This is a genomic window from Paenibacillus sp. cl123 (genome assembly GCF_900101595.1).
GTDB lineage: Bacteria > Bacillota > Bacilli > Paenibacillales > NBRC-103111 > Paenibacillus_G.
On record NZ_FMYY01000001.1, the window covers coordinates 116726 to 134183 of the forward strand.

Annotated in this window: 17 protein-coding genes; 12 read left to right on the plus strand and 5 right to left on the minus strand. The window is 53.6% G+C overall.

Features of this window, described 5'->3' with window-relative positions; all coding sequences use genetic code 11:
• Nucleotides 1–23 precede the first annotated feature (23 nt).
• The 4 genes from BLR08_RS00555 (at nt 24) to glnA (ending at nt 4700) form a co-directional block, all read left to right on the plus strand.
• Nucleotides 24–980 carry a 4-hydroxy-3-methylbut-2-enyl diphosphate reductase gene (locus tag BLR08_RS00555; protein ID WP_072329959.1) on the plus strand — a complete coding sequence of 319 codons (957 nt, stop codon included), beginning with the start codon at nt 24–26 and terminating at the stop codon, nt 978–980.
• Between the two features lie 25 nt (nt 981–1005).
• Nucleotides 1006–1524 (plus strand): DUF2062 domain-containing protein, encoded by a 519-nt coding sequence (locus tag BLR08_RS00560; RefSeq protein WP_072329961.1) that lies wholly within the window; start codon nt 1006–1008, stop codon nt 1522–1524.
• Between the two features lie 444 nt (nt 1525–1968).
• A complete protein-coding gene (aroF, locus tag BLR08_RS00565) occupies nt 1969–3006 on the plus strand; it encodes a 3-deoxy-7-phosphoheptulonate synthase (protein WP_072329963.1) in 1038 nt (345 codons plus the stop codon).
• Between the two features lie 269 nt (nt 3007–3275).
• Nucleotides 3276–4700, plus strand: coding sequence for a type I glutamate--ammonia ligase (glnA, locus tag BLR08_RS00570; protein WP_072329964.1), 1425 nt, complete (start codon nt 3276–3278; stop codon nt 4698–4700).
• Nucleotides 4701–4990: 290 nt separating this feature from the next.
• Here glnA and BLR08_RS00575 read toward each other — a convergent pair whose 3' ends face one another.
• Entirely contained in the window at nt 4991–6109 is a 1119-nt protein-coding gene (locus BLR08_RS00575) for an acyltransferase family protein (protein WP_072329966.1), read from the minus strand.
• A gap of 182 nt (nt 6110–6291) precedes the next feature.
• Here BLR08_RS00575 and BLR08_RS00580 point away from each other — a divergent pair, with 182 nt between their 5' ends.
• Nucleotides 6292–6711, plus strand: a complete 420-nt coding sequence (locus BLR08_RS00580) for a hypothetical protein (RefSeq protein WP_072329968.1) — start codon at nt 6292–6294, stop codon at nt 6709–6711.
• Between the two features lie 12 nt (nt 6712–6723).
• Here BLR08_RS00580 and BLR08_RS00585 read toward each other — a convergent pair whose 3' ends face one another.
• Nucleotides 6724–7506, minus strand: coding sequence for a metallophosphoesterase (locus BLR08_RS00585; RefSeq protein ID WP_072329970.1), 783 nt, complete (start codon nt 7504–7506; stop codon nt 6724–6726).
• A gap of 142 nt (nt 7507–7648) precedes the next feature.
• Complete coding sequence (locus BLR08_RS30915) at nt 7649–7813, minus strand: hypothetical protein (RefSeq protein ID WP_176835379.1); 165 nt, start codon at nt 7811–7813, stop codon at nt 7649–7651.
• Between the two features lie 312 nt (nt 7814–8125).
• Between BLR08_RS30915 and BLR08_RS00590 the strand changes: the two genes are divergently transcribed.
• The 7 genes from BLR08_RS00590 (at nt 8126) to BLR08_RS00620 (ending at nt 14004) form a co-directional block, all read left to right on the plus strand.
• Nucleotides 8126–8332, plus strand: coding sequence for a helix-turn-helix domain-containing protein (locus BLR08_RS00590; protein ID WP_072329972.1), 207 nt, complete (start codon nt 8126–8128; stop codon nt 8330–8332).
• 176 nt (nt 8333–8508) lie between these two features.
• Nucleotides 8509–9471, plus strand: a complete 963-nt coding sequence (locus tag BLR08_RS00595; RefSeq protein WP_072329974.1) for a nucleotidyltransferase domain-containing protein — start codon at nt 8509–8511, stop codon at nt 9469–9471.
• Nucleotides 9472–9498: 27 nt separating this feature from the next.
• Complete coding sequence (locus BLR08_RS00600; protein ID WP_072329976.1) at nt 9499–10299, plus strand: hypothetical protein; 801 nt, start codon at nt 9499–9501, stop codon at nt 10297–10299.
• Nucleotides 10296–10580, plus strand: a complete 285-nt coding sequence (locus tag BLR08_RS00605) for a PqqD family protein (protein WP_072329978.1) — start codon at nt 10296–10298, stop codon at nt 10578–10580. The genes BLR08_RS00600 and BLR08_RS00605 overlap by 4 nt, the downstream gene beginning before the upstream one ends.
• A gap of 28 nt (nt 10581–10608) precedes the next feature.
• The gene (locus tag BLR08_RS00610; RefSeq protein ID WP_083537035.1) at nt 10609–11040 is read left to right on the plus strand and encodes a S24/S26 family peptidase; all 432 of its coding nucleotides are present in this window, start codon (nt 10609–10611) and stop codon (nt 11038–11040) included.
• On the plus strand, nt 11037–12848 hold the full coding sequence (locus BLR08_RS00615) for an ABC transporter ATP-binding protein (RefSeq protein ID WP_072329982.1): 1812 nt from the start codon (nt 11037–11039) through the stop codon (nt 12846–12848). The genes BLR08_RS00610 and BLR08_RS00615 overlap by 4 nt, the downstream gene beginning before the upstream one ends.
• Before the next feature lie 31 nt (nt 12849–12879).
• A complete protein-coding gene (locus BLR08_RS00620) occupies nt 12880–14004 on the plus strand; it encodes a glycosyltransferase family 4 protein (RefSeq protein ID WP_072329984.1) in 1125 nt (374 codons plus the stop codon).
• A gap of 87 nt (nt 14005–14091) precedes the next feature.
• On the opposite strand, the gene BLR08_RS00625 is transcribed toward BLR08_RS00620, so the two are convergent.
• Both BLR08_RS00625 and BLR08_RS30920 read right to left on the minus strand, forming a co-directional pair.
• Nucleotides 14092–16902, minus strand: coding sequence for a PA14 domain-containing protein (locus tag BLR08_RS00625; RefSeq protein ID WP_072329986.1), 2811 nt, complete (start codon nt 16900–16902; stop codon nt 14092–14094).
• Between the two features lie 203 nt (nt 16903–17105).
• Nucleotides 17106–17264, minus strand: a complete 159-nt coding sequence (locus BLR08_RS30920) for a hypothetical protein (protein ID WP_176835380.1) — start codon at nt 17262–17264, stop codon at nt 17106–17108.
• Between the last annotated feature and the right edge of the window lie 194 nt (nt 17265–17458).

Genomic DNA, 17458 nt, shown 5'->3' on the forward strand with positions numbered 1-17458 from the left:
ATTTTCGACAGGCGGTGCGAGGCATGGACGTCATCAGAATTTCTCCCAGAGGTTACTGCTACGGAGTCGTGGATGCGATGAAGCTGGCTATGCAGACGGCTCAAAATTTTAATTTGCCGAGGCCGGTTTATATATTGGGCATGATCGTTCATAATGCTCACGTGACCGATTTTTTCGAGAAGGAAGGCATCATCACCTTGGATGGGCCGAACCGGCTGGACATTTTGGAGCAAATCACGGAGGGCACCGTTATATTCACGGCGCATGGGGTATCTCCGGAAGTGCGCCGCCGTGCCAGGGAGCGCGGGTTATCCATCGTGGATGCGACCTGCCCGGATGTCACGAAGACGCATGATCTGATCAAGGAGAAAACGGCCGAGGACTATCATATTATTTATATCGGCAAGAAAGGCCATCCTGAGCCTGAGGGAGCGATCGGCGTGGCTCCGGAGAGGGTGCATCTGATCGAAAGCCTCCAGGATATTGACCATTTGGAGCTGTCATCGGAGAAAATCGTTATTACGAACCAGACGACGATGTCTCAGTGGGACATCAAGCATATTATGAACCGGCTGCTGGAGAAGTTCCCGCGGGCGGAGATTCATAACGAGATTTGCCTGGCTACTCAAGTGCGCCAAGAGGCGGTGGCAGAGCAGGCGAAGGATGCGGATCTGGTCATCGTCGTAGGAGACCCGCGCAGCAACAACTCCAACAGGCTGGCTCAGGTGTCGGAGGAGATTGCCGGCGTCAAGGCTTACCGGATCGGAGATATATCCGAGCTGAAGCGCGAATGGCTGGCTCCCGTGCGCCGGGTAGGCGTTACTTCGGGCGCTTCGACACCGACTCCGATTACGAAGGAAGTTATCGATTATCTGGAAAATTACCGGGAGGAAGATTCCTCGACTTGGGAAATACGCAGAACCGTCAATATGGACCGTCTGATTCCAGCAGTCCGAACGAAAGCCGGCAAAACAGACTGATCAGGAAAGAAAGGGATACAGGCCTATGCGCACAGCTGCGAAACCGAGAGACAAGTTCCGACTTCATTCCATGGGCCGCTGGTTCAAATACAAGTATGTGCTGCTGATTCGCGCCAAAGGCGGACCCGCAATGGTCGCCATGGGCTTCTCCATCGGATTGTTCGTGGAGATGTTCACCCTGCCTACGGCCGGCCTGGCTTTCTTTCTCATCTTTCCGCTGGTGTATGTGCTGAGAGGAAGTGTAGCCGCTGCGCTGATCGGCTTCGTATTCGGCAAGGTGATCTATATCCCTTTCTCCTTCCTTCATCGGGAGGTCGGAGGGCTCGTGATGCCGCACCGCATTAACGGCCAGTGGCTCCAGATGCTCCCGCACTGGCTGGATTCGTTCATCCGGTTTAATCTGAAGCTGTTTGTCGGGGGAGTCATCGACGGGTTGGTTCTCGGCCTTATCGTTTATTTTCCGATCAGATGGGCGCTGGAGTGGTTTCATCAGAAGCGCAAGGAGAAGCGGCAGAGGCGCAAGGAACAGCTGCTGCCGAGCTAGTTTGCCTGCCTGAGCTTAGTCTTAAGGCTTAAGTCACATATTTATCGATACAAGGAAGCTCCCGGCGGGGCTTCTTTTTTGCGCAGCAGAACGTTTGATATCCTTATGGAACGAAGCATAGGGGAAGAGGATTTTTTTTAAAGCGTTATCCAGAAGTTTCGCCGCGTCCATTCAAATGGGACATGACTTCAAGAGCGGTTGGAACCGCAAATCCATTCCCCCACGCACCAAAGGAGGGAGCCATACGCAGAGGGGAGTGAGACAAGACGCAGAGAGCAGAGAGTGGGGGGACACCTATCCGCAAGAAACGCTTGACGCTAGGCCGGATAGCAGTATATAATCACTTTAACGATTAAAAGCTTAAAAGCGAATAAGCGTTGAAGCGTCTAAGTAATGAATTCTTGTCCGATTCCGATTTCCGATTTTAGAAAGGATGGATATCCAATGATCGCAATTCTGTCTAACAAAACACCCGAAGAGCGCGTTCTGGAAGTCGTTCATTATATTGAAAAGCATGGCGTGCAGGCGCATGTTTCCCGAGGCGTGGACCGGACGGTCATCGGCATTATCGGGACGGCCAGCCCTGTCCTGGCCGAGCAGCTTCGCCAGCTGTCAGGCGTGGAGCAGGTTGTGAAAATTTCGAAGTCCTATAAGCTGGCCAGCCGCGATTTTCATCCTGACCCGACGGTTATCAAGATTAAGGATGTGGAAATTGGCGGCGATCAACTGGTCGTGATGGGAGGCCCTTGTGCGGTGGAATCGCCCGAGCAGATCGACGAGATTGCCCGGCTGGTCAAGGCTAGCGGGGCGCAGGTGCTGCGGGGCGGAGCGTTCAAGCCGAGAACAGGGCCATACAGCTTCCAGGGCGTAGGAGTGGAAGGGCTCGTCATGATGGCGGAAGCGGGACGCAAGCACGGAGTGCTGACGATTACGGAGGTCATGACGCCGGAATATGTGGACGTATGCGCGGAATACGCGGATATTCTTCAAGTGGGTACGCGCAATATGCAGAACTTTGATCTGCTCCGCAAGCTGGGGACGATCCAGACCCCGGTGCTGCTGAAGAGGGGCTTCAGCGCGACGTATGACGAGTTTCTGAATGCGGCGGAATATATTCTTGCGGGAGGGAATCCGAACGTTATGCTCTGTGAGCGCGGAATCCGAACGTTCGAGACATATACGCGCAATACGCTGGATCTGGCCGCCATTCCGGTGCTGCAATCGCTTAGCCATCTGCCGGTCATCTCGGACCCGAGTCATGGCACCGGGCGCCGTGAACTGGTCGAGCCGATGAGCAAGGCGTCGGTCGCGGCAGGGGCGAACGGGCTGATCGTCGAGATGCACACCGACCCGGATAACTCGATGACCGGAGACGGGGTCCAGTCGCTGTTCCCGGACCAGTTTGCCCGTCTGATGCAGGATTTGGAGCAGCTTGCGCCGCTTTGCGGGAAGCGGTTCGATACGCGCAAGCAGCCTGTGTAGATAACGGAAGGCCATGATATTCGGTTTTGCCAATGGATGAACTTGATGCTGCCTAGGGGAGAGGCGGCGTCAAGTTCTTTATTTTTGTCGGAACTGTGAACGTATTTGTTCGAGTGTGAGAATACCTCACATATCCATAAAAAATACCTTACATAAGTATTGACGATTCTCGTCGATAAGTTTTATAATAACCACATATTCAAGAGAAAACTTGAACAATGAGCGATCGAACAGCCTGAAATGTTCGGAATTTAGGAGGTAGGCAGTCTATGTCAGTTCAAAATGTGTTAAACACCATCAAGGAAAAAGGTATTGAGTGGGTAGACTTCCGTTTTGTCGATCTGAACGGCAGAGCGCATCATATTTCTTTGCCCGCGGTTGAAGTGGATGAGTCCACATTCGAAAACGGCGTAGCGTTTGACGGTTCTTCCATCGTGGGCTTCCGCGGCATCGAAGAATCCGATATGGTGATGCTGCCGGATACGGAATCCTCCTATATCGATCCATTTACGGCTCATCCGACTATGATCATTATGTGCAGCATTCATACGCCAGACGGCGAGCGCTATGAGCGCGATCCGCGCGGTATCGCCCAGAAGGCAGAAGAATATTTGCAGAAAGCCGGCGTCGGCACAACCGCATTTTTCGCGCCTGAATCCGAGTTCTTCATCTTCGACGAGGTTCGTTTCGAGAGCAAGCAAAACTCTTCCTCTTACTTCGTAGATTCCGAAGAGGCTCACTGGAACTCCAACCGCAAGGAAGAAGGCGGCAACCTGGGCTTCAAGATCGGCCACAAAGGCGGATACGTGCCTGTTGCTCCTACGGATACGCAGCAAGATATTCGTTCCGAAATGTGCCGCCTGCTGATGGAAGCCGGTCTTCGTATCGAGCGCCATCACCATGAAGTGGCAACAGCCGGTCAAGGCGAGATCAACTTCCGCTTCGACACGCTGACCAAAACAGCCGACAACCTGATGAAATACAAATATATCGTGCAAAACACAGCTCGCCAATATGGCAAAGTAGCTACCTTCATGCCTAAACCGCTTTTCGGCGATAACGGCAGCGGGATGCACGTTCACCAATCGATCTTCAATGGCGACGAGCCTTTGTTCTACGACAAAAATGGCTATGCCAACCTGAGCGAAATGGCTCTGAACTATATCGGCGGTATTCTGTACCATGCACCTGCGCTGATCGCCTTGACGAACCCGAGCACGAACTCGTTCAAGCGTTTGGTTCCTGGCTACGAAGCACCGGTTAACCTCGTATTCTCCAAAGGCAACCGTTCCGCAGCCGTCCGTATTCCGATCGCTGCCGTTACGCCTAAAGGCTGTAGAATCGAGTTCCGTACGCCGGACAGCACGGCCAACCCTTACCTGGCATTTGCAGCTATGCTGCTCGCAGGTCTGGATGGCATCAAGAAAAAGATCGATCCGCGCGAGCTGGGCTACGGTCCTTTCGACAAAAACATCTACGAGCTGTCCGATGCCGAGAAGAAAGAAATCCGCAGCGTTCCAGGTACGCTCGACGAAGCGCTTAACGCTCTGGAAGCCGACTATGAGTTCCTGACAGAAGGCGGCGTCTTCTCCAAAGACTTCATCGACAACTACGTGGCTCTGAAGCGTGACGAAGCTAAAGCGGTAGCGATTCGCATCCATCCGCACGAGTATTCCTTGTACTTCGATCTGTAAGAAATATAAAAGCTGCCTGAGGTCTTCGCAGACCTTGAGGCAGCTTTTTTTTAGCTGCGGAACTATAAATTCATAGAGCCGGGAGTCGTTTATACAGCATGGACCCGAATGCGGAGACTATCAGGACCTGGCCGGGCGGTCAGGTCCTTTCTAATACAACTATTGATGCCGGATCCAGAAGGTTCTCAAATCTGATGTTGACGGTATATCATAGCGTGACCGCGACCTCCCCTCTCCCGGGAAGGGATTCCATGGTGGATGGACAGGTTCGCTTCCGCAACTGCCGGTGTTTAGCTGCGTGTATCCGGCCAAGAGGCTCTTGGAGACGACATTTCCGGTCTTACAGGCTTGGCTGAGCTGGGCCCCGTTCGGCCGATCAGATAGATGCCTGCCCCGCTCATATTGAGCAGCCAGGCGATGCCGAGCGAGCCGAATAACCCAAGCGCAAATGCGACCGGGATAAACAGAAATACCGAAGCGGGAGATGAGACCGGGATGAGATACGGCATGATATACACCTGAAGTCCCAGATGAATCCAATAAATCGCAAAGGAATAGTTGCTGACAACCAGAAGCGGCGTAGGGATTCGCTTTAGCCGGGATGCCAGATAAAACAGCAGAATGATCACGCCGAAGGTATAGAACAGCACGTCAATCCGCTTGGAATGAACCGCTTCGATCACCCCGCTGCCGTTGAGGTAAAGCATGATGCCGGCGAAGCCGATGACGACCGCCGCCGCCGCATATTTGTAAGACGCGCAGAAGGCTTTGAAGGCCGCATAGTTTCTGCCGCAGTAGTAGGCTGCCGTGAAGTAAGCCAGCCAGGCCGGGAAAGCAATCGGAACCAGTCTCTTCCAATAATATTCGTTAAACAACGGAGGGGAGAAATTGAACAGTCCGAGATAAGCAAGCGTGATGCCTAGAGAGACGGTCATGACCAGGGCGGGGGAGAAACGTTCCATCCGCAGTTTTTGAAACAGAGCATGCATCACGTAAAATTGAAAAATAATAAGAATAAAATAACCGTGAAAATCGGCGAAGAACAGATTGCGGATGCTTTGAATCAGGAAGGCCCGGAGCACGTCTCCCGGATAGTGGCTAATAGCGAAGAGCAGCGCATAAATCAGAGCCATCGTGAGAAAAGGGAGGGCGATAAACTTCAGTCTTTTCGTAAAAAAGCCGGAAGGCAGACGATTCGGATACGAGTAAGAGAGCAGGAATTCGGAGATAAAAATAAACATCGGCGTGCCGAACATAAGCAGCATCTGACCGGATTCGAGAAGCTGAGCCATGGCGGCCGGAAGCTCAAGGGAATCGTACTTGCTGAATGTGATGGCATGGAGAAAGACAATAGCCAGACATGCGAGGCTTCGTAATAAAAAAATTTCATTTACTTGTTGTTTCGACATGTTCTCACCCTTCGTATGATACATTTTGTATCTATTATATCACTTTTGTAATAAGCGATGTAATGGTTCTCCAGTACCCATTGACTTGATACATTTTGTATCTTATATTGTTTATGATACAAAATGTGTCGTTTGGGGCGGATAACCCTACATAACGGCTCACAAAGGAAGGGGAAGAGAACATGCAGGGGATTCCGGATCTTCTAAAGATGGATTGCAGACTTTCCGTATCGCGTATCGATAACCGTCATGTGCAAACGAAGCAGGCGAAGGTTGAGCTCACCTATATGGACGGGAAAACGGTCCGCTTTGTCAGCCAGCTGGCGCTTCCCGTGCACCGGCACATCATCGTATCGTTTACGCTTGCGCTTCCGGGGCGCACGGTCGTTTTCACAGGCAGGCTGGCGGGAAGCGTGAGCGCAAACGGCGTTCACCGCTACACGGCTATCCATACGCTGGATGAGGCAAGCCGGAAGGAACTGCTGAAGCTCATCGGTCAGCGCCAAGGCTACAAGGAGCTGCAGCGGGATAAAGCGGCGGACTGTTACCTGTTTTTTCACTCCGCGCCGGAGCCTGTCTCATCGATCGACAGGCTCGCCTAAGCAGGGGCATGCTCATAGCTCATGAATCGTAACTTCGCTCCGCACCAGAAATCTGGCATTAAAAGCTGTTTGCCCCAGTCCCTTCGAAATGTAATAAGCCCCGTTATTCGTCGTGTGCAGCCCCTTGTATATCCCCCTGGCCGGCAGCGGTCCCATCGGTCTGAAGCGGAAAAACAGCGGCACGTTAAGCTGCCTGCCGTGCAGATGGCCTGCCATCAAATATCCGAACGGACGGTTCAGCTTCAGTACAATATTCGGATCATGGGTGATGACGACCGTGGGTTTATTCGGGGTAGTCCCGGAGAAAGCCAGGGCGGGATTGCTCTTGCCGCTGCTCAGATCATCGATGCCGACGAGCTGGAAGCGGGGGAAATCGACCGATTCATTGCGAAGCACTCTAATTCCGTAAAGCTCGATAAAACGAATCAGCCTCCGCACCTTGGGCTGCTGATAATCATGATTGCCCAGTACGGCATAAGCCGGAATAGCGCTGTCCCGGATAACGGCCAAGTACCGCCCCAGCCGGGGAAGCTGCGCGGGAAGCTTGGTGAAGTCTCCGGTTACAAACAGGTAGTCCGGTTTCTCTTCCGTCAAGACGCGTCTGATCCTTGCAGGGGGAATCCGCATTCTCTCCACATGCAGATCGCTAAGCTGCAGCGCCTTGATGCCAATTCCGGCGTGGAAGCGGATGCGCTCCACCTTCAGCCACTGGGTGGGCAGGATCAGCAAGGCGTATACAAGCAGCGCAGCGGTAAGCAGAGCAGCCGTCACGGCTATAATCGTGAATATATTCATCACCTTCCTTGCCCATGCGTTCGTGACTTAATTGTAGCATGCGGCAGGGGAGAAGAAAAACCTGCGCGCTGCAAAAAGACCTGTATGCTGCTCTCAAGCAAGAGCAGGATATCAGGTCTGATCGTCGACTTGGGATCAAGTCTTATTTGGGAAGAGGTCCCCAGGTGTGGTCCTGACGCAAGCATACTTTTTCCGGAGGATTTGTATGCTCAACCGTTGCGATTTTAATGCAGCTGGATAAGCCGGTTTCAAAAACGATGGATTCATGTTTCACGATTTCCGGCTTGCTGTACAACTTTTTGCTCATATTTGTCAGCTCCCTGTTCTTGATATGGTGATTGATACAATTTGTATCTAGGACTATTATACAATATCCTTTTCTTTTTTAGCAAGCCTATTGATTAAAATTTGATTTCTAGGAGTTTTGACGCATTTTGGCGAATATTTGGCGATTGAAAGCAAAGAAATCAGAGCCTAGCTTTGCGGGCGGAATACATCAAAAAAATATTAAGATACAAATTGTATCGAAAGGCGAAAGCGTGTATAATGTAACATAAACCACAAAAAGTTTGGGGGACGGAATGTTGATCAGTACAAGAGAGAGGAAGGATAGGCAACCATGAAGTTAGGAAAGAGAATTTCCCAGCTTAGGGAAACAAGACAGTTGACACAGGGCGAGCTGGCGCAAATACTCGGGGTAACCCGCGCAGCGCTTTCTCATTATGAGAATGACCGCAGGCAGCCGGCCTACGATACTTTGAAGAAGATCGCGCAATACTTTTCCGTAAGCGTAGAGTATGTAATGGAAGAAGTGGAAAGCAAGTAAAAAGAATCCTATAACATGAGATGAATACGCTTTCTAACGAGCCGGGGAGAAAAACGTCGGGAATGGCTTGACATGATACAATTCGTGTACTAAAGTAGGGTTTGAGTGATACGAATTGTATCCTTTTGTTTAATTCTAAGTAAATAGGGTAGCGAGAAAACGACTTGGAGGGTACCATGCTGATCCCTTTTTTGCAAGCCTTATACCATGACCATCTGCCCTTCCCGCGAACGGAGGAAGAATACCGGCAATTGATGGAAGAGATCGAACTATTCGTGCTGGCTCCGCAAGTGCATCATCTGCTCCAAGCGGGCGGCCGGCATGAGGAAATTCCCGCCTGGTTTCGGGAGAAGCTGAAGGAAAGAACGGCGCAGGCCAGCTATCACAACATGTTTATGAAGCATAAAGAGGACGAGATTTTGCAGCTGTTCGAAAGACAAGGGCGCCGGGTTATTCCGTTGAAAGGCATTCAGTTCGCCAAGCGTTATTTTGGCCATTTTGCCGCAAGGGTGACAAGCGATATTGATCTGCTGATTCCTGCCGCCGAGCTTCAGCAGGCTATCGCTCTGGTCGAGACGCTCGGCTACGAATTCGAGATTGTCAAAGATCACCATGCGAGGCTGCAGAAGAAAGACGGACTTATGGTCGAGCTTCATTGGACGCTTGACAAGCTGCAGTGGTCCGAGCTGCGCGCCGAGCCTTTCTGGAACAGCGCCGAGCCGCTTGGGGAGTTTCAGCATGTCAAGCAGCTCTCCGCTTTGCATACATTTTATTTTATATGTCTGCACGGAGCCAGGCATCAGATGGATTCCGTCCGTTATGTGCTGGATGTTGCCCAAATGCTGCATTCCGCCCAGGACGAAATCCCGCTGCGCGCGCTGATGGAGCTGGCCCGCCAGGATAAGACCTCGAGAAGAATACAGGCCGTATTGTCGATTGTGTACTCCCAATTTCCGCTTCTCCAATCCAGCCATCCTCTTCCCTTCGATATTCTGGATACGCATTGGGACTATCCGACGATCAGGAATGCGAGACTCGGGATCAGGTCCAACAAATATTACAGGTATAAACTGTTTTTCCGGCATTTTATATTCGATACGCTTAAGCATCAGATGAAGTCGGTTCGCAAGGCTTATTAAGATGCGGCGCAAGGAGCTGATAACGACATGACAAGGATCAAGGCCAAGATTGAAGTCGATATCGCGGACCATCACGTAGTCTTCGAGACGCAATCGGAGTGGATAGCGGCGTATATCCGGGATAAATTCGCCGAGCTGGCTGTCGAAGCCTCAGGCGCGGAGGCCGATCTGTATATTGCCGTAGAGGATGGGTACGGCGAAGCCTTCGTGGATTACGATGTGGCCGCCGAACGGGACGGCGAGCGTGTGATCTATACGCGCACGGATTACAGAATTGAGCTGGACAGCTCGTACCGGACGGCGCAGGTGGGGGTTTATGATGATTTTGCTTTAAAGCATGCGCTTGTCAATGTATTCAGCGCCTTTCTCACTCACCGGGAATGGGGACTGCTAGTTCATTCCTCCTGCATGCTGCAAAGCGGGCGCTCTTACTTGTTCGCCGGCCATTCCGGGGCGGGAAAGTCAACGGTTGCCCAGCTCTCCTACCCAAGACCTATTTTGTCGGATGAAGCGACACTGCTTCGGATAACGGAAGAAGGGGTTCAGGTGTATACGTCCCCGTTTCGCAGCGATACCCGGATGCCGGAGCTGAAGGGACCGTACCCCCTGGCGGCGGTTCAGTTTCTGCGCCAGTCTCCGGAAAACAGGCGGGTGCCCGTCTCCAAGGTCGAGGGGGTCGTAGGACTGATGAACCGCGTCTTTTATTGGGCGCATGATCCGGAGGAGACGAGAAAGGTGCTGCGCTTATGCCGGAAACTTATCGAGCATGTGCCTGCCTATGACCTGCATTTTCAGAAAAACGATACCTTCTGGGAGGAAATATCATGACCAATCCGATTGTTTCAACTGCGTACCGCCGGGCGGCGAATGCCGAAGCCTTTGAAGTCGAAGGGCAGTGGGTGATCATGCATGCGGATCAATATACGATAACGAAGCTCAATGAAGTGGGCGGCCTGATCTGGTCGAAGCTGGGCGAGGAGCAGACCTCGGAAGCGCTGGTCGGCGCGATCCTGGATCAATACGAGATAACGGAGCCGGAGGCGGAGCGGGACGTGGACGCATTCCTGACGCAGCTGCTTCAGCTCGGTCTGATCGAGTATGCGGGCTAGCGGACAGACGGCGCAGGCGATCCGCCGAATGCTGGCCTCCAAAGGATACGTCGACATTCCGTCGCATGGGGTAAGCATGTTTCCTCTGATCCGCACCGGCAATATTTGCAGGTTCGAGCCTTTCTCGGCCGAGCGCCTGCAGGCGGGCGATATTTTGCTTTATTTGTCGGATAAAGGCGTATTGGTCGGCCACCGCTATTGCCGGCAGACGAGGGAGAACGGGCGGACGCTGTTTATTTGCAAGGGAGATTCTCAGGATTACGACGATCCTCCGCTGACAAGCGAGCAGCTGCTCGGCAGACTGGTCTCGATCCGCAAGGGGCGCGTCGAGCTTCGGGCGGACGGCCTGCTGCTGGCGGGCTGGGGCAAGATCATCATCCGGCTGCCGCTCCTATCCACCGGTATCCACTGGTATCTGAGAGCGGCAAGAAAACTACGGGGAATGAAGGCTGTTACATGAAGAGTGCGGGCAAGCTGCAACGCAAAGTGAAAAAGCTGCTGGAAATCGGGGAATTCCGCAAGCCGATGGCCTTTCTGCTGCGGTACGTATTTCGATATTGGGAGACATACTTCTGGCTGTTCGTTTTCATGTTCACGAATATTGGAGTCACGCTGTTCTTCACATGGTTCATGCAGAATGTCACGGACGCGGCCATCGCCAAAAACGCGGAGCAGGTGACCCGGCTGCTGCTGTATGGCGTCGGTTTTATCGCGGTCACCAGCCTGATGTATTTCTTCGGCACGTATCTGGAAACGTCGGCGGTTCAAAAAATCCGCCGCGATGTGAAAAACGATTTATTCGCGCATATGCTCCGGCTGCCGAGCCGTTATTACGGAGAAAAGCATTCGGGCGAGCTGGTGTCGCATCTGACCAATGACGCCGGCAGCATCGACGGGGCGATCGGCGGCAATCTGATCGGCATGATCCGGCTCCCGTTAATGGGCATCGCCGCTTTTATTTATCTGGCGAACATCAACTGGCAGCTGACGATGATATGCGTGCTGCTGGGGCCGATCGCCGCTGTGTCGGGGCTTGTGTTCGGGAAGCTGCTTCGCTCGAACAGCAAGCTGCTGCATGAGAAGCTGGCCGGGCTGCACAGCTTCCTGAACGACAGCTTTGCCGGACAGACTGTCATCCGTTCCTTTACGCTGGAGAAGCTGGTTCACGATAAGTACAAGGGGCAGAACGAGGGCCTGCTGGGGCTGGAGCTGAAGCTGGCCAAGCTGCGCGGATTTTTCCAGGTGGGGGCGAGCGCAGCGGGCACGATAGCATTTATCGTAACGCTGGGGATCGGAGCGTACTTCATCATGCAGGACACGATGACGGTCGGAGCCCTGCTCGCCTTCATCAATCTGATGAACCATCTGGTCGCTCCGCTAACCGGGCTTGCGGCCATCTGGGGCTCCTTCCAGCGTTCCATCGCAGCGGTAGAGCGCATTCAGCGGGTGCTGGACATACCGGCCGAAAGTCCCGAGCTGCTGTCCCAGACGCCAGCGCCCAAGCTGGAGCATGGCATTGAGCTGCAGAACGTATCGTTCAGCTATGACGGGAGCAAGCCTGCCGTCGCCGGCTTCGGTCTGACGGTTCCGGCCGGGAAAGCGGTCGCGCTGGTTGGCCCGAGCGGGGCGGGCAAGAGCACGATCTTCAATCTCATGATGGGCTTCTATACGCCGGATGCCGGGCAAATTCTGATCGACCGCAAGCCGCTTCGTTCGTTTTCCTTCGCCGAATTGCGCAGCTGCACGGCTTATGTGCCGCAGGACACCTACTTATTCGCAGGGACGATCCGTGAGAATATCGCCTTCGGCAAAGCGGATGCAAGCGAGCTGGAAATCGTGAAGGCGGCGAAGGAGGCCAACGCGCATTCGTTTATCACCGAGCTGCCCGGCGGCTATGACACGGAGATCGGCGAGCGCGGCGCCAAGCTGTCCGGGGGCCAGAGACAGCGTCTGGCCATAGCCCGCGCGCTGCTCAAGAACGCCCCGATCCTGCTGCTGGACGAGGCGACCTCGGCGCTGGACAGTGAGACCGAGCACCAGGTGCAGGAAGCGCTGGAGCGCCTGATGCGCAATCGGACGACGATCGTCATCGCTCACCGGCTGTCCACAATCATGAATGCCGATCTGATCGTCGTAGTCGATGAAGGCAGGATCGTCGAACAGGGCACTCACCACGAGCTGCTGGCGAAGAAGGGAATGTATGCCCGTCTGTACCAGCTGCAGCTCGGCGATCAGGGAGGGCTTAGAACGGCCGGAGGGCTGATGTAAGCGTATGTGAAATCCGGGAGGACAATGAGTTATGAAAAAAATGAGGCTGCTTATCCTGAGTCCGGTTGCCGAGCGCGGCGGCGCCGAGCGCGTCATGGTCGATATTCTCAAGCATCTGAATGCCGACCGGTTCGAGGCGGAGGTTGTATTTTTCCAGCAGGGGAGACTGGTGCAGGAGGTGGAGCAATTAGGCTGCAGGACCCATGTGCTGGCAGCGGCCCGATTGCGCAATGTGACCTCCTACGTGCGGGTCATCAACCAGCTGCGCGGCCTGATTCGAAGCCGGGGCATCGACCTGGTGGTCAATTGGATGCCCAAGGCTCACTTATACGGCGGAGTGGCGGCGCGTCTCGAACGCAAGCCGGCGGTGTGGTGGCAGCATGGGGTCCCTGACAAGCATTGGCTGGACCGGCTTGTATCGCGAATCCCTGCGACCGGGGTGCTGTGTCCTTCCTTGATATCCAAGCATTATCAGGAGAAGCTGAAGCCCAGAGCGCCGGTGCTGCTCAATAATCTGGGCGTAGATCTGGAGGAGTTCCCTGTCGCGCCTCCTGAAGGAAGCGACTTCCGGGCCCGTCACGGCATACCGCAGGAAGCCATCGTATTTGCCTTCCTGGGCAGGCTGCAGCGCTGGAAAAGACCGGATGTTGTCATTCGCGCATTCAATCGGGTAAGCCGGATGCATCCCGTCTATATGCTGGTGATCGGCGGAGCGCTGTTCGGTCTGGAGACGGAATACGAGGATGAGCTTCGGGCGATCGCCCGGGAGGCCGGGCATCCGGAGCGCATTCTATTCCTAGGTCATCAGCAGCAGGTCGCTCCGATCCTGGCCGCTACCGATGTCGTCGTGCATGCGTCGCTGCTGGAGCCCTTCGGCATGGTCATTACCGAGTCGATGGCGCTGGGCAAAACGGTGCTTGCCGTAGGACGGGGAGGCCCCAAGGAAATTATTAACAGCGGATTCGACGGGCTGCTGTACGATGGAACGGAGGATCAGCTTGTCGAGCTAATGACGAGTATTATAGAAGGAAAGGTTTCCGTCCAGACGCTCGGCAAAAATGCCCGCTCCACGATAGAATCCCGCTTTACGGCTCATAAGATGGCCGAGCGGTTCGAAAACAACCTGAACCAGCTGCTGGTGCAGGCCAAGGCCTGATAGCGCATCCGGCGGCAACGCCAAAGAAGGCTGCTTCTTAAGCTCTTGCGAGCTGGAGAAGCAGCCTTCTTGCTGTCTGTCCGGCGGTTACTGACGGTTTTTCCAGAGCACGCCGCGCACATCGTAGTTCCATTGCGGGAAGGTCGCGGTAATGCCGTTCACCGTCGTCATCTGGATGCGAACCCCATCTCCATCCTTCACCTGCGGCAGGTCAATGGATTTGCGGACATTTTGCGTCACATTGACGATCGCCGCCTGATTGCTTTTTCCTGCCGTTACCAGCTCGCGGTGCTGGTTGGCGCTGGCCCAGAGCAATCTGACCGTTTGAGCGGTCGAATAAGGGGAGGAATAGGCCAGGGTTAACGTGTACGGCTGACCGGCTTTCAATTCGATGGAGCCGTTGCGCTTCGTTTCGCACCAGTTCACCAGCTTCTGATCCCCTACCCACAGCTCGACCCGGCAGTTAGGCGACTCGATGATGAAGGTATAGGTCTCCGAATATTTTGGGACGATAGTCCCGACCCATTTCCAGGAGCCTTTTCGGGCCGGAAGCATCTCCTCGGTCGTATCGAAATTAATGAGCTTGACGTCGCGGGCCGATTCTTCCTTCTTGAATTGCTCATCTACATACGTGATTTCCTTGAAGGTCGAGGAGGATCTGGCCGGATAAGGTCCCCAGGATATGGAGGCCAGCCCCGTGCTGTTGGGCACGAAGGACAGGACGGCTCCTCCGGCAGGCTTCCTCTCCAGCTTGACATCCCGAATCACCGGTCCCTGAAGCAGCTCTTCAATAACAAGGAATCTCGGGTAGTCTACCGTTTCCAGCTGAACCGTGATTGTCTGAAGGGTGGCCTTCTTTATTGTAACCGGCATATAGCGGTTGTCGATCGGGTCGTAAGCACTTACCTTGGCACCGAGCCCTTGAACATTGGATAAGGTGACCTCGATAGTTCTCGGAGCCATATCGTAACGGGCCGGATCAAGCGGATCCTTGCTCGCATCACGCGTTTGCGCCAGGTTGCGGGTTACGGCATAGTAGCCGACAGCGAACTTGTTTGCCTTCAGTTGGGTAGGCAGAATGGCAATGTCCTCATAACGGTCCGGATTCATGGCGCTGCTGTCTCCCTTGAAATCAAGCCGGGGGGCGGAATCCTTCAGCTCGGAAACCTGCAGCTCCCGCGGATTGTCGAGGGTATCACCCGTTTTCATCAGGCTGACTACTCCCGCCAGCGCTTTCAGCTGGGGACCGGATTTTTCCCGGACGGCCGGAGTCAGCACATATTTGTTTTTGCGCAGCTCGTCGAAGAAGGCCATCGGAATAACGCCGTTCGATAAGTCGTTATCCTTCGCCGCGAAGAGGGTAACGGCCTTGACCCCCTTATGGCTGAAAAAGGTATAGTGACGCAGGGTGGACTTGCTCCCGATCCGGTGCATCACGTTCAGCAGCGCAGGGTCCTGATTCGTGGCCCCGGTTTGCTTCATGAGCTCGCGGGCAAAGTTCAGGCGGGCCATGTTCACCTCGGACATCCAGACCTCGGTGGGAATTCCGTTTCCAGGGTTAGCATAGCGGCCATGCAGGCTCCATGGACCGGGGAAGGGCTGCAGATCCCGGACGGTAAACTCGGTTTGCACGGCGTAGAACCATTTTTCCGGAAAAAACGAGATGTAATCCGGGACAAAGGTGCTGGGTGTCCGTGTGTCGTCCAAAATTTTATCCTGCTGTACATTGAAACCGGCCGGATTGATGTAATCGTAGCCGGTATAAGGATGCCGGCTGAAGCCGTCCATTCCGTACCAGTTCTCGGTGCCGTTTTCCCAAGGGCGCTGATTGGAGAAGCCGCTGATGACTTTGACGCCGGGCAGCTGGTTGGACGCGTTTTTGACATAGTTGATCGTCAGCGGAAGAATGATTTCGGGGCCGGTCATCGTATTTCCCCCTGCGGAATAGCTGATGGGGGAGCTGAATTTGAAGCCGGGTTTGTAATAATTGTTAATATCCAGGAACTGGCTGCCGAACGTATACTCGTTCCATACTTCCAGATCGAACCCAGCATCGGCTGAACCGGCTGTACCCAGCGTATTTTTTACATACTTCGTGACGGTTGCCACGTATTTGACCCAGCCGTCCAGCGTTTCCTGAGCCGCCGGATTCGGAGCGCCGCCCTCGAATACGGCTCCGGAGAACGGCTGATACTTGAATTTGCGGAGCGTAAGCTCGCCCTTCGCGATTGCGCGAGGCAGCGGAGCGGACAGCTCGCATCTGCCGGTGACGGGATCAATGCTCGTGATGACCGGATACATGGACTGATAAGCCATATTCACCAGCCCCGTGTAGCGCGGAACGATGCCGGCCGTCGAGGTCAGATAAATTTCTTTGGCGCCTGCCGCTGCATTTTCCTTTAATGTAAATTTTAGGTCTTCAGCTGGCACCGGCAGACCGGCATTGGCATTTAATAGCACGAGAGGACGAATCTTGTGCTTCTTCAAGGCTTGCAGGATCTGGGTGAACTGAGTTTCCGAATAAGGCTTCAGCTTGGTATCGTCCTCATAAGAAAGGCTCCCCCAGCCAATCTCGATCCGCGCCCTGCGTATGCCCGACTCCGCCAGAACCTGTGCCGTGGCATCGGCTTCCTGCGCATTGACATTGAACACAATAGCCGGTGTTTCCAGGAAGCGATTCGCATCCCAGGTGTCCATATACGATTTCCAAGGCGCGTGATAGAAGGAACGATAGCCGAAAGGAACTTCCTGCTGCCGCCAATCCTCATACGATTGTCCCTCAGCCGCGGCACTGAAGCCGGGGGTGTTTGAATCACCGAATGGCACTGCCCCGGTCAAGCTCATGGCGGCGACAATCCATGCAAGTAATGACAATCGCTTCCATCCTGGTTTTTTCATCCTTGCCCCTCCTTCATAAATTGTTGTTGCCTCTGGCTACTTTACCATCTAGGGTATGAAAAAAATATCGGACTTGTTCCTCAAATCCCGAGGCAGCACTCTTTTCTCCATTAACCGCCTATAGGGATTAAGACACCCGTCCGACATTAAAAAAAAGAAAACACCAGAGACGATTGATCGCCTCTGGTGTTCGTTTTTGTTTTTTAAAGATTATGCCAAGTATTGTCTGACTTCAGGCATACGCGCTGAACCGGATCGGTACCGTCAACGGTCGCGACTTTGATGCAGCTGGACAAACCCGTTTCGAAACTGATCATTTCATGGTTCACAATCTCAGGTTTAGCATAATATTTCTTCTCCAACTCACTCACCTCCTACCCTATATCTCTATTTCTCGGAAATAAGATACGTTATGTATCTAGGTGGATTATATACGTTGTGTATCAAGATGTCTAGTCCCCAGATTTCGCTTATTTTAAATGATCGTAAAAAAGCAATCAAAAAAGTTAAATTTAGAGGAAATTACAAAGAAATGCGTAATTTCGTGACAAGGTTA

Bases quoted from the DNA above. Each gene is read 5' to 3' on its own strand.
- BLR08_RS00555 (WP_072329959.1), top strand. From the start codon at position 24: ATGGACGTCATCAGAATTTCTCCCAGAGGTTACTGCTACGGAGTCGTG.
- BLR08_RS00560 (WP_072329961.1), top strand. From the start codon at position 1,006: ATGCGCACAGCTGCGAAACCGAGAGACAAGTTCCGACTTCATTCCATG.
- aroF (WP_072329963.1), top strand. From the start codon at position 1,969: ATGATCGCAATTCTGTCTAACAAAACACCCGAAGAGCGCGTTCTGGAA.
- glnA (WP_072329964.1), top strand. From the start codon at position 3,276: ATGTCAGTTCAAAATGTGTTAAACACCATCAAGGAAAAAGGTATTGAG.
- BLR08_RS00575 (WP_072329966.1), bottom strand. From the start codon at position 6,109: ATGTCGAAACAACAAGTAAATGAAATTTTTTTATTACGAAGCCTCGCA.
- BLR08_RS00580 (WP_072329968.1), top strand. From the start codon at position 6,292: ATGCAGGGGATTCCGGATCTTCTAAAGATGGATTGCAGACTTTCCGTA.
- BLR08_RS00585 (WP_072329970.1), bottom strand. From the start codon at position 7,506: ATGAATATATTCACGATTATAGCCGTGACGGCTGCTCTGCTTACCGCT.
- BLR08_RS30915 (WP_176835379.1), bottom strand. From the start codon at position 7,813: ATGAGCAAAAAGTTGTACAGCAAGCCGGAAATCGTGAAACATGAATCC.
- BLR08_RS00590 (WP_072329972.1), top strand. From the start codon at position 8,126: ATGAAGTTAGGAAAGAGAATTTCCCAGCTTAGGGAAACAAGACAGTTG.
- BLR08_RS00595 (WP_072329974.1), top strand. From the start codon at position 8,509: ATGCTGATCCCTTTTTTGCAAGCCTTATACCATGACCATCTGCCCTTC.
- BLR08_RS00600 (WP_072329976.1), top strand. From the start codon at position 9,499: ATGACAAGGATCAAGGCCAAGATTGAAGTCGATATCGCGGACCATCAC.
- BLR08_RS00605 (WP_072329978.1), top strand. From the start codon at position 10,296: ATGACCAATCCGATTGTTTCAACTGCGTACCGCCGGGCGGCGAATGCC.
- BLR08_RS00610 (WP_083537035.1), top strand. From the start codon at position 10,609: ATGCTGGCCTCCAAAGGATACGTCGACATTCCGTCGCATGGGGTAAGC.
- BLR08_RS00615 (WP_072329982.1), top strand. From the start codon at position 11,037: ATGAAGAGTGCGGGCAAGCTGCAACGCAAAGTGAAAAAGCTGCTGGAA.
- BLR08_RS00620 (WP_072329984.1), top strand. From the start codon at position 12,880: ATGAAAAAAATGAGGCTGCTTATCCTGAGTCCGGTTGCCGAGCGCGGC.
- BLR08_RS00625 (WP_072329986.1), bottom strand. From the start codon at position 16,902: ATGAAAAAACCAGGATGGAAGCGATTGTCATTACTTGCATGGATTGTC.